The following is a 12,594-nucleotide window of genomic DNA, read 5'->3' as shown; positions in this document are numbered from 1 at the left end:
TGAAATGTGTGGGCAATGGTCTGCAGCCGAAAAAGGGATTCGAGAGATGGAAGGCCATATCAAAATCAATAATAATGTAAAAGATAAGAATAAATATTGACAGATAATTATCGGCAAGCGTATAATCATAATACTCGTTTAATTTTTAAAATTTAAATGAACACCGGGACACGGTGTTTTAAAATGATTCTAATGTTAACTCGATCTAATAATTTCAGGGGGAGAGAAATGAGAGATAGACTATTTCAGACAATGACGGAGATGTTTGACCAATCGTTGAAACTCTATGGCAAAAAGACTGCACGCTTTTGGAAAAGTGCAGTGGAGGCAGAAGTGGTTTCCTATGCCGAATTAAATGCGGAGGGCAAAAAGCTGGCCGATGCATTGATAGCTGCAGGCGTCGAAAAGGGAAATAAGATCTTGCTACAGCTGCCGACGCCGGGACAGTATGCGCGAGCCTTTTGGGGGATTCAATACGCGGGGGCCGTGCCCATGGCGCTGCCCTTCGCTATGGGCGATGCGGCAGGCAGGGACGTTCTCGATAAACAGCTCAATATTTGTCGGGATATTGTCAGACTGACGATTTTAATTCCCGAGGCGTCGCTCAAAGATTATCAGAAAGCGATTGCGCCCTTTGAAAACATAACGCTGATGGTCTATGAAGATCTGATGGAAAAAGGTCGGCGCATCAGCAATACGGGAATGGTCTATCCGAAGATTACTCCGGAAGATGAATGCTGCATTCTTTTTTCCTCCGGGAGTACGGATCTTCCCAAAGGGGTTGTGCTCAAGCAGAAAACCATGGCGGCGTCCATTTGCTCAGCGCTTTCCATCATGGATTATGACGATTCGGAACGGAGTTTGAGCTGGTTGCCTTTGACCCATGCGTTTGGATTTATCGGATTTCATTTGATTCCCATTGCGAAAGGGGCGAGTCAGGGCGTGATGCCGCCGCCGTTGTTTGTGCAGCATCCGGACTGGTTTCTTCGCCAGGTCAGCGATCGGAGGATCACCGTCCTGGGCGGCATGAATTTTGCCCTTAAATTATTGGATGCGGCCGTTTCGGACGCCGAGTTAGAAATGTTGGATCTTTCCTGTGTCAAAAACTTTTTCCTGGGGGCAGAGCCGGTCAATGCGGAACTGGCCGATCATTTTGCCGGCCGCTTTGCGGCGGCGGGTCTTTCGCCAGTGGCCCTGCGAACGGCCTATGGCTTATCGGAATCGGCGTTTGCGGTTTCTCTGGGGAAAGCAGGGAAGCCCATGCGCGTGGACCGCCTGGATTTTGATGCGCTGGGTGAAAATCGCGCGCAAATACGTGCCGGCGAGACGAACGAACATCGGCAGCAGGTTCGGTATGCCTCTGTGGGAACGCCGATTCCGGGGCTTAAGGTTTTAGTGGCAGATGACGAAGGCCATGCTTTGCCGGAGGAAACGATCGGCGAGCTATGCTATGCCGGGGAATCGATCAGCGAACGCTATTTCTTCCATCAAAACGAAATGCAAAAGCGCATGGTCGGCGAATACTTGGCTTCCGGAGATATGGGATATCTTTCTGATGGAGAGATCGTCATTACCGGCCGGAAAAAAGACATTATTTTTATCAACGGGCAGAATTACTATCCGCTGGATATTGAAAATCGGATCGCGCGTATTTTTCCGGCGCTTAAGGATCGGATTGTCGCTTCTCAGATCTATAACCGTCACAACGAGCCCGAGCTCGTTTTGTTCATTCAAAGCAGTCAGGCGACGGCTGATTTTGCAGTAAAAATTCGGCGGTTGGATCTGGCCATCAAACAGGAGCGATTCATCGCCTTTGATTATTATCTTCCCATTGAAGCCATCCCGAAAACCAATAGCGGGAAAATTCAGCGCTCGGCACTCATTAAACAATATCAGGATGGGATGTTTGAACCGATTATCAGCGATATTCGTGCAGCGCTTGCGGCAGACGAAACAGTTCCGGTTGTCTTTGGCGATTCGCTGTCCATGCAGTTGCAGGATCTGTGGAACGAGAGCGTTCAGAGCGGCGGCAACCGGCATTCTAAAAACTTTTTCGAAGCCGGCGGCAGTTCTATCGTGCTCATGCAGCTGGCCACAAAACTTCAGACGCATTTCGGCATTCGCCTCAGCCTTAAAGCGCTGATGCGGGTTTTTGATGTAAAAAGTTTTGTGGCGCTTGTCAAGGCGCATGTGGACGAAGCGGCGGCGCCGGTGCGTCTTTCCGTCGAACCCGATCCCGCGCGCCGGGCAGAGCCCTTTGCGTTGACGGATATCCAGCGGGCTTATTTGTTGGGTCGGGAAGAGGCCTTTGATATGGGCGGCATCTCGACTCACGGTTATTATGAATACCGTACGGATTTGGATTTGGCGCGGTTCGAAGATGCGCTTAACCGTGTAATTGCCCATCAGGATAATCTGCGCCTGGTGATGACCGAAGATCGCCGGCAGCAAATTTTACAGGCGGTGCCGCACTATCATATCGAGGTGATCGACGGGCGGGGCGAGGACGCCGAAACGCTTGAAGCTATCCGGGCCGAGGAGCGGGCGCGGATGTCCCACGCGGTGTTTGCTGCGGAACGTTGGCCGTTGTTCGAACTCAAGGCTTTGCGCATCAACGACCGGGAAAGCGATCTCTTTTTGGGCATCGATCTGCTCATCATGGACGCGAGCAGCATCGAAATGTTCAAACGCGAGCTCCTGTGGTGCTACGATCATCCCGGGAAGACGCTGGAGCCATTGGCCTTCACCTTCCGGGATTTTATGCGGGGGATTGACGCGATTCACGCCTCAGAGCAATATGCGCGGGACAAGGCTTTTTGGCAGGCGCGGGCGGCCGCCATTCCGCCGGCGCCTCAACTGCCGGGGCTCAAAGATACCACGGCAGCTAAAACAGCGGTTTTTAAACGCCTGAGTCTGACCCTTTCGTCGGATCAGACTGCGCGGCTTCGCGCCCTGGCCACGGCAAGCGGCATCTCCTTATCCTCGGCGATCTGCACGGCCTACGCATTGGCGCTGTCGGCCTATGCCAATCAGCCGCGGTGCACGCTGAATGTTACCATCTTCAATAAATATGACTTTCATCCGGATGTCGCGCGGATGATGGGCGATTTTACTTCGACCATGCTCTTGCCTTTTGACTTCGCGGACAACCCGCCGATCAAAACGGTCTTTCAGGCGATACAGGACGAAATTTTCTGTGGATTGGAGCATCGCTATTACACCGGGGTGGAATTGCTCCGGGATATCAAAAAGGAACAGGGCACCGGCAACAAAGCCGCGATGCCCATCGTTTTCACCAGCACGCTGGATCAGGCCGATGCGCCGGCGGTCGAGCTCGGCGATCTGCGATACGCCATCAGTCAAACCTCCCAGGTTTATCTGGACTGCCAGGCCCGGGAGACGCCGGCGGGAATTTTGGTGACCTGGGATTATCTGCAGGTCCTTTTTGACGATGATCTGATGAGGGATATATTCGCGTTGTTCGAACATTGCCTTCAAACGCTGGATCAGGCCGGAAACGTCGCGGATTACCTGCAGCCGAGTGAGGTCTGCCACGAAAAATGGAAACGCTACAACGAAACGGCAGCGCCCATACCCCGAACAACCCTCTATCAACTGTTTGCCGCAAGCGTCGCCGTGCATGGCGCAAGCGTCGCCGTGCAGGATGCCGCAGGGTTTTATACCTACACGCAGCTTCACGAGGCGGCCGGTTGCGTGGCCTCACGACTCGCCGCCAGGGGCGTGTCCAAGGGAGACTATGTGGGTGTTATGGGCTATCGCCGGAAAGAGACCATCGCGGCAATTCTCGGGATTCTAAAAATCGGCGCGGCTTATGTTCCGCTGGATCCCGAAAATCCCGAGAGTAGACGGCAAAAGATTGTGACGAGTGCGGGCTGCAGACTCGTGATCGACAGCATGGATGCGTTTGACACAAACGATTTGTCCTGCGCGGAAACGGCGGCTGATCCCGATGCAGTAGCTTATGCGATTTATACATCCGGGAGCACCGGCCGGCCGAAGGGCGTCGTGATTACCAACAAGGCTGCAGCTAATACCATTTTGGATGTCAATCGGCGTTACGGCGTCGGCAGCGAGGACCGTTTCATCGGGTTGTCTTCCATTTGCTTTGATTTATCGGTGTACGATATTTTCGGCAGTCTGGCAGCCGGTGCGCGTCTGGTCATGGTGCAGGACCCGCGGGATGTCCGTGAGGTGGCTGCGTTGGTGGCCCGCGAGGGGGTGACCGTCTGGAATTCTGTGCCGGCTTTCATGCAGATGTATGCGGAAGAATTGAAGCGGCAGGCAAGCCGCAGCTTTGCCGAAGCGGGCGGCCAGATGATCACGGTAACCGATAATCTGCTGCGGTTGGCTATTTTAAGCGGCGATTGGATTCCGGTAAGCCTGCCGGGGACGATCATGGATTTACTGCCGGGGATTGAGGTGGTCAGCATGGGCGGCGCGACCGAGGCCTCCATTTGGTCCATCGAATACCCGATCTGCGAGATCCGGCCTGACTGGCAAAGCATTCCCTATGGGATGCCGCTGGCCAATCAGCAGGTTTATGTGTTGAATTACACCGGGGCATTGTGTCCGCCGGAGGTGGAGGGCGAGCTCTTTATCGGCGGTGCCGGCGTGGCACAGGCCTATTTAAATAATCCGGTTCAAACCGCGGCGTCCTTTATCGAACATCCCGCTCTGGGCAGACTTTACCGGACCGGGGACATGGGCCGACTGCATGAAGCGGGCGAAGAGACTTACATCATTTTTTCCGGCCGCAAAGATACCCAGGTGAAAATCCGCGGACATCGCATCGAGCTCGGCGAAATCGAAAAGGCCCTGACCTCATTGGACGGAATTGATGAGAGCGCGGCGGTGGTGCAGGAACGGGACCAGGCGAAGGAAATTCTCGCTTTTGTCGTGTCAGATAAGCCTGTCGACACGGAAGCCGTCAAGGCCGACTTGAAGGGGCAGTTGCCGAACTACATGGTACCGGTGGCGGTCGTGGCGTTGGACACCCTGCCGTTGACAGTCAATGGCAAGGTGGACCGCAAACAATTGGCGGAGGCGGAGGTATTGGCTGGATCCGGAGCACAAAAACAGCCGGCGACACCGCTTGAAACTCAGATCCAGCGGATTTGGTCACGGGTGCTCACCGTGGACGGGATCGGCGTGGATCAAAATTTTTACGATATTGGCGGTGATTCGATCAAGCTCTTCACGATCATCAACGAAGTGGAGAGTCATTATCAGCTGAAGTTTCCCCGGGAACAATACTTCGCGTTTGAAACCATTGAAGAGATGGCGGATATTGTGGCCGAGCACAGAGAATGATGGAGCGGAAGAATCATGGGAAAAATCAAGCTGGATGTGGGGACGAATTTTGATCCGACTTTGCTGGATTTTATCGAGAAGACGGACACGCGGGGCCAGATCGTCAGCATGTTTGGCAAGCTCAAAACGGATATTGTCGGCGGCGGGCGGGCATCGGTCGCCTTAAACGAGGTCAGCCTGGACGAGGTGGCGCGCTATAATGCGCGTTGCCGGTCTATGGGTATCGACTTTAATTATCTGTTGAACACACTGACGCTGCAAAATCGCGACATCATTCCCGAGGATCATCGGCGTCTCGTCGAATTTATCGGGACCCTCAGCGATATGGGGATTCGCTGGCTGACTGTCTGCTCGCCCTATTTGCTGCAGCTGGTCAAAAGACAGTTTCCGCACATCAAAGTGACTATCGGCATTTACGCTTTTGTCGGATCGCTGTCCAAGGCGAAAAGCTGGGTTGAGATGGGCGCCGATGAGCTGACCTTAACGGAAAACTGCACCCGCAATTTCGATTTGCTCGAGGCCGTGCTTCAGACTTACCGCGATCGGAATGTAAAGATTCGGATCATTGCCAATAACGGCTGCCTGCATGATTGCCCCTACGCGCTGAACCATGCGGGAGCTGTTTCTGCTTCCAGTCAGATGGGCAGCCGTTCACAGAAAAACTATTTCGACTTCAGTTTGGTTAATTGCTACACACGCAAGGTGACCCATCCGGCGAATATGATTGCATCGGACTGGATTCGACCGGAGGATCAGCATTATTATGAGTCCCTTTGCGAGCGCACGGGGAATGATCGCCTGGTGCTTAAATTGGTGGAACGGACAAAGAGCACAGCTTTTTTATGCCGGGTGGTCAAAGCCTATATTGAAGAGAAATACGAGGGAAATCTGCTGGATATCATGAATTGGATCGGCAGTGATAACGCCGACAGTCAAAAGCAATTTGATGTCGCGGGCTATGTCCAGAGCCTGCGGGCGGGAAAGATTGACATGGATACTCTGATCCGGTATTCAGCGTTTTTTGCGCTGCCGGATATCTATATTGACAATCAAAAATTGGACGGCTTTCTCGAGCATTTCATCCACGATTATCAATGTGATCGTAAAAGTTGCTGGTTGGAAAGCGACCTTGCCGGAAAACCGACGAAGTGCGACTGCACCTATTGCCGGGAATGGGCGAAGAAAGCAGTGAGCATCGACAATACCAAGCAGAAGGCGTATCAAAAATGGATTGAGAATGCTCGGATTCTGAAGGATAAATTCAATACCAGTGAAATCTTCAATCCGGTTAAAACCGAGGAGCACGGATGATTTACATTTTTGATGAAGCTGATCGATTGAGCGAACGGTGGTGCGCACGGTCTTTGTGTTTGTTGTCAAAGGCGCGAAAAGAACGGGTGAGGCGACAGCAGAACGCGCTGAAAAAGCGCGGTCTCATCGTCGGGGCGCTTTTGCTGAGACTCGCAATGCGCCGGGAATACCTGGGGAAAGATCCGGGCGTGCTCAGACGCGGAGCGTTCGGCAAACCCTATTATTCAAACGGGCCGTATTTTAATCTCAGTCATCGGGACGCGACGGTTGTCTGCGCCGTGTCCGACCGGCCGGTGGGCGTGGATGTCGAGGCGTATTTTTCTGAAACGGTATGTGATCCGGCATTTTTCTTATCGGCGCCGGAAATGCGCTATTGGCGGAAACATCGCAGCGCGGTGACGCTCACCCAGCTGTGGTCGCTCAAGGAGGCCGCCGGGAAATACCGAGGGATCGGGCTGAGTGGCGAGCTAAAGGCGACGGACATGACACCCCTTGTGGGATTTTGTGGACGCCGGGCAGGCCTTTGGCACGAAAATACGGCCAGAAAAAACAACGTGATTACATTTTTCGGAGAAACCATGCCTGTTTTTAATCAGGTGACACTGCAAACATTAACGCAATTTTGTGAACAAGAACGGGAGGCAATGCGGTGACAGCAGCGACGGCAGAAAAAGTGGCGGAGATTTGGAAAGAAGTATTGAAAAGAGAGACCATCGACCGGTCGGAATCCTTTTTCGACATGAACGGCAACTCCTTGCAGGCGGTGATCATGCTGGAGATGATCAAACAGGAGTTAAACGTCGACTTAAGCATCCAAGATATTTATGCGCACGAAACCCTTGAAGCATTTTTGCATTTAATCGGAGAGCAGACGGCACCGAAAACGATCAGTGTGACGGGAAAGGCCGACACAGAGATTGTTGATGCGGGCCGCCGACTGACGAGTGCGGTGATCCGGGACAGCTTTGAGGCGTATAATGACAACGCGCTGCATGCTGTGAGCAAGAACTATCGGATGTTTCGTTTTCAGCGTTATCTGATCGAGATGAGCAAGGAAAATTATTTAGGCATTCTATCCACCCGGGTGCATGTTTGGGGGGCGACCACGGAGCGGGTAAAGGCGGCCGTTTGCCAGTTCATTGAGGAACAGGAGGCGCTGCGGACCGGTGTGGCTTCGGGCCATCGCATGCATGTATACGACAGCGCAGATTGGCAGATTCCGGTGATTGATACGGCACAGTGCTCGGAAACACGGGAAACGATCTGTGAAGGGCTGGCCGACGCGCGCAACGCCATGAATTTATTTGGGGAAGGACAGTTGTTGGCCAAGGTACTAATCATTATCCTTTCCGACGACGAGCATCTGGTCCGTGTTTACGCGCACCACAGTATCTGGGATCGGATGTCACACCTGGTGGTGGCCGATCGCTTAGAGGCCATTTTAAAAGGGGAGGCGCAAAGCGGTGACGGCATATTGGATTACAGCGAATACGTGCGGACAAGGCGGCCGACCCTGGAGGAACGGGTACGCGTGCTGGGGAAAATTGCCGTTCGCCTGACGGGAGCTTTGCTGCGATACATGCGGTCCATTCGGGGAAAGCGCTTTTATTCGATGACCATCTGCAAAACCATGAGCGACAGCATGCGCAAGGGGTTTCAGCAGGATGCCCTGCAGACAACCGCCCGGCTTTACGTCCAATGTCACGCGTTCACAACCGGTTATGCAGGGCGTTTGCCTATCGCGGTGCTGGCTAACGGTCGGAATCGTCACAACGCCAACACGCTAGGGCTTTGGCTCAATACGATTGTGGCGATTTATAATCCCCGATTTCAGGTAATGAAAACCACGCATAATTCGGCCGATTTTTCCAGCGAGGCCAATCCGGAGCTGATTTATGAAATTATGCCGCGCTGGTCTTCTCGCTTTCTGGCACATCACCTTCCGATTCTGAATTACGTCGGTCTGTTTCCCGAATATCAGGGAACCAACGAGGATTTGCTTCAGGTGGTGCCGATCACAAGATCGTCAATAACCGCAGCCAAGCTGACCAAGCTCGGAGAAAATATTGAAGAAAATCGTCTGACAATTTTCACCTCCGGTGATAAAATGCATTGCACGATGAAGGTTTATGCCGACTCCGAGGAGGAGGTGCGCCGAATGGCGGTAGCCGTCTTCGGCTGGGAGGAAGCGTAATGGCAAAAACGTCACTAACGCCATGGTTTGCCCATGGCGCATCGCGGGAATCGGCGGCGGTTAATATCGTCTGTTTCCCTTTTGCCGGAGGGACGGCGAGTCAGTTCAGCGAATGGAAAGGCCTTTTTCCAGAGGCGTACGGCATTTATCCGGTGCTTTATCCGCTGCGGGAACGGCGTATGGCCGAGACGATGCCCGAGAGCGTCGAAGCCTTGGCCGCGTCTTTGATCGAGGAAAACGCACAGGTTTTTGAGAAGCCGGCGGTTCTCTTCGGGCAATGCACCGGCGGCCTGATCGCCTATGAAGCGGCGCGTTGTTTAAAGGCACAGGGAAAAGCGCCGCGACTGTTCGTGGCCTCAGGGAGTACGCCGCCCGATAATCAGGCCATCGGTGCCAATGTAGCGGCGATGTCGGATGCGGATCTGCTGACCTTTCTTTTGGAATCCGGGCGCATCGATGAAGCCGCTGTTAAAATGCCGGCCTTTATGGATTACTATTTTCCGATTTTAAAAGCGGATATGCAATTGCTGGGCAAATACCGTTATCCGGCAGATTTTAAAATCGACTGTCCGCTGCTTTGCGTGCAGGCGGATGAGGATTCGCTGGCGCCTGCAGAGGATTTAGCAAAATGGCAAGCGTACATTCTCGGGCCGCGCGAAACCCTCACAGTGCACGGCGATCATTATTTTCTGGCAAAAAATGCAAAAGTCATTGCGCAAAAGATACGCGCCATGCTTGAGAGATAAGGACATGATTCGGCTGGGAAGACAGAATGAGCGAAGAAAATGTAAATAAAGAAAAGAGAAAAAATGCTGGTTGAATTAAAAAACATTAAAAAAGGCTACGGTACGGCGGAAAATCGCAATGAGGTTTTAAAGACGCTGTCACTTCAAATTGAGGCGGGTGAAATCTGTGTGATCTTCGGACCCTCCGGTTCCGGGAAATCGACCTTGCTCAATATCATTGGCGCTCTGGATCGTGTGGATGGCGGGGAGGTTGTGGTTGACGGTGCCCATCTGGAGCAGATGAACGGCGATGAGCTGTCGGTGTACCGCCGCGATACGCTGGGGTTTGTATTTCAGTTTTACAATTTGATTCCGGACTTGACCGTAGTGGAGAACATTGCGGTATGTCAAAATCTTTCGCCGCAGCCTTTGAGTCTTGAATCGCTACTGGCGACCTTGGAGCTCGAGGATCAGCGTGATCTGTTTCCGGCACAGCTCTCCGGCGGACAGCAGCAGCGCTGTGCCATCGCTCGGGCACTGATCAAAAATCCCAGGCTGCTTCTCTGCGACGAGCCGACAGGGGCCCTGGATTACACGATTTCAAAAGAGATGCTGGGGCTTTTGACCCGCGTGCATCAGGCATACGGCACCACGATCATCATCGTCACGCACAACATGGCCATTGGGGAAATGGCCGATCATGTGGTGGAGATCCGGGATGGAAAGATAGCCAAGGAATTGTATCATGATCATCCTCTGGCCGCCGGCGAGTTGGAATGGTAGCGAGGCAGCGGCGTGTTAAAAAAACGTATTTTCAGAAATTTCAGACAGCATTTGCCGGCTTACCTTGCCTTGTTTGTGCTTATCGCACTGGGCATGTATTTTATCGTTTCGATGATTGCTTCGGCGGATACGGTGGATCTGCGCATGCGAGCGAATGCCCGGAGGGTTCACGCGGAAGACGGCGAAATCACGACCCTGATGCCCGCCGGTGATCGGGCCGTAAAGGCGCTGACGGCTGCCGGGGTGAGCGTCGAGGATCAGCGATATCTGGATTTTAAACGCGGGAAGGCGACGGTTCGCGCATTTGTCAAGCGCAGCGGGATCAACAAGATAACGGCGACGAAGGGCCGGCTGCCGCGCCGATCGGATGAGATTTTTTTAGAACAGCATTTTAGCGAAGCGCGCGGATGGCGCGTGGGAGATGATGTGACGTTGGCCGGCGAGACGTTTAGGCTTGTCGGCGTCGGTTGCTCGCCGGATTACGAAACTCCGCTGAAAAATTTGAGCGACGTCAGCGCTGACAGCAAAAATTTCGGCACGGCTTTTTTTACAAAGGAAGGCTATGAAAAATTATTGGCAACCCGCCGGGCGGTTTCTGCTCAAAGTTTTACTTATGCGTACCGCAGGCACGGAAAACTCTCCGATCAGAAAGTGAAACGGCTATTCTCGGCCAACGGGGCGGTGGTGCTTTCTCAGACCAGGGCCGAGAACAACGCGCGAATCGGTGAGGCGGTGGAGGATCTTTCGATGAACCGCGTGTCCGGTATTGTCGGCGGGGTGATTTTGCTGACATTAATCGGTTTTGTGATTTCGATTTTCCAGGCCAACGCTGTTGAAAAGGAAAGTGCGGTCATCGGTGCGCTCTTCGCCATGGGCGTTAACCGAAAAACGATGATTCGCCATTATTTGACGCTGCCGCTGATCGTGACCGCGTTTGCAGGAATCGCCGGCACCCTACTCGGCTTCTCCAAGGCGGGTATCGGTCTGCAACTGTCATCGACGACGGGCTATTATTCTCTGCCCCTGCTGCCGACCGTTTACTCCCAGTATTTGTTTGTCTATGGGATTTTCGTGCCGCCGCTGATCATCGTGGCGGTCAATGGCATTCTCTTAAATCGCAAACTGGCGCGCAGTCCCCTTGAACTGCTGCGACACCAGCGGAGAGTCGTTAAAACGTCAGGTCTGCCGCTCAAGCGATTTGATTTTAACACGCGATTTATGATCCGCCAGCTGCTGCGGGAATACAAATGCCGCATCGCCATGATTGTCGGCGTTTTTCTTTCGGTTTTGCTTTTGATGATGGCAATGAACATACAGGTTTGTGTGCAAAATCTGGTCGCCCAGAATCGCCGGGACTGCACCTATCGTTACATGTATGTTTTGAAACGGCAGCCAAAGACGCAGCCAAAAGGCAGCGAGGCGGCTTATGCTAAAATTTACAGCTGCGACGCGGCGGACGGATCGCATATCGAGGTTACGGTGCTGGGCATCGATCGGAAGAGCAGCTATTTCAGGCAGATTCACACGGTCAAAGGGCAGAAGGTGATCGCGTCTTCTTCCGTGGCGATTAAAACGCAGACAAAAGCCGGCGATATCCTGACTTTAAAGGATGAAACGACCGATGACAAGGTGCACTATCGAATTGCTAATGTGGGCTCGTATTCCATCGGGACAACGGTGTTCATGGATAAGCAGACCTTGCTGAAAAAGGAAGGGCAGCGCCCGGGTACTTATAATGTGCTCTTTTCAAAAAAACCGCTGCATCTGGATCATGCCATCGTGGCTTCCCGGATGAGCCGACAGGATATCCGGGATTTTGCGGCCACCCTGCAGAAAAACATGCGGCCCTTGTCCGCGATGACGACGATCATTGCCATGGTGATCTTCGTGGCGATCATTTATCTGATGATGAAATTTATTCTGGATCGGTCCGAATTTTCAATTTCACTGATGCGCATCTTCGGCTATTCGCACCGGGAAATCCGCAAATTGTACATGTTGTGCGATTTACCTATTTTCGTGATGGCATTGACGGTATCGACCTTTGCGGGAAAAGCGATCATGGATGCCTTGTGGCCCATGTTTGTAGCTCATGTTTCGGTCGGCCTCGACTTGACCTATCAGCCGCGGCACTACCTGATGGTCATGGGGTTTGCCTGCTTGGTGTATGCGCTGGTCATGGCAGCCTTGTCCCGCTATCTGCGGCGGAAGGAAACCCAGGCAGTGGCCGTTCTGAAAGAAAGGGAGTGA

Annotated in this window: 7 protein-coding genes; all 7 read left to right on the top strand. The window is 53.0% G+C overall.

What is annotated here, in order from left to right; genetic code table 11:
- The first annotated feature begins 228 nt into the window (after positions 1-228).
- The 7 genes from V3C63_RS09330 to V3C63_RS09300 all read left to right on the top strand — a co-directional run bounded on the left by V3C63_RS09330 (position 229) and on the right by V3C63_RS09300 (position 12,594).
- Positions 229-5,331, top strand: a complete 5,103-nt coding sequence (locus tag V3C63_RS09330; protein ID WP_329887511.1) for a non-ribosomal peptide synthetase — start codon at positions 229-231, stop codon at positions 5,329-5,331.
- A gap of 15 nt (positions 5,332-5,346) precedes the next feature.
- The gene (locus V3C63_RS09325; RefSeq protein WP_329887510.1) at positions 5,347-6,642 is read left to right on the top strand and encodes a hypothetical protein; all 1,296 of its coding nucleotides are present in this window, start codon (positions 5,347-5,349) and stop codon (positions 6,640-6,642) included.
- Positions 6,639-7,295: a 4'-phosphopantetheinyl transferase family protein gene (locus V3C63_RS09320; protein ID WP_329887509.1), complete on the top strand. Its 657-nt coding sequence runs from the start codon at positions 6,639-6,641 to the stop codon at positions 7,293-7,295. Before V3C63_RS09325 ends, V3C63_RS09320 begins: the two co-directional genes overlap by 4 nt.
- The gene (locus tag V3C63_RS09315; RefSeq protein WP_329887508.1) at positions 7,292-8,836 is read left to right on the top strand and encodes a phosphopantetheine-binding protein; all 1,545 of its coding nucleotides are present in this window, start codon (positions 7,292-7,294) and stop codon (positions 8,834-8,836) included. The genes V3C63_RS09320 and V3C63_RS09315 overlap by 4 nt, the downstream gene beginning before the upstream one ends.
- Entirely contained in the window at positions 8,836-9,582 is a 747-nt protein-coding gene (locus V3C63_RS09310; RefSeq protein WP_329887507.1) for a thioesterase II family protein, read from the top strand. The genes V3C63_RS09315 and V3C63_RS09310 overlap by 1 nt, the downstream gene beginning before the upstream one ends.
- A 63-nt stretch (positions 9,583-9,645) precedes the next feature.
- Positions 9,646-10,344: an ABC transporter ATP-binding protein gene (locus V3C63_RS09305; protein WP_329887506.1), complete on the top strand. Its 699-nt coding sequence runs from the start codon at positions 9,646-9,648 to the stop codon at positions 10,342-10,344.
- 12 nt (positions 10,345-10,356) lie between these two features.
- Complete coding sequence (locus V3C63_RS09300) at positions 10,357-12,594, top strand: ABC transporter permease (protein ID WP_273269337.1); 2,238 nt, start codon at positions 10,357-10,359, stop codon at positions 12,592-12,594.

Source organism: Pseudoramibacter faecis (assembly GCF_036289405.1).
In the GTDB taxonomy this organism is placed as follows: Bacteria; Bacillota; Clostridia; order Eubacteriales; family Eubacteriaceae; genus Pseudoramibacter; species Pseudoramibacter faecis.
Note: the sequence above shows the minus strand (reverse complement) of the source record. Positions and strands in the feature narration are given on the sequence as shown.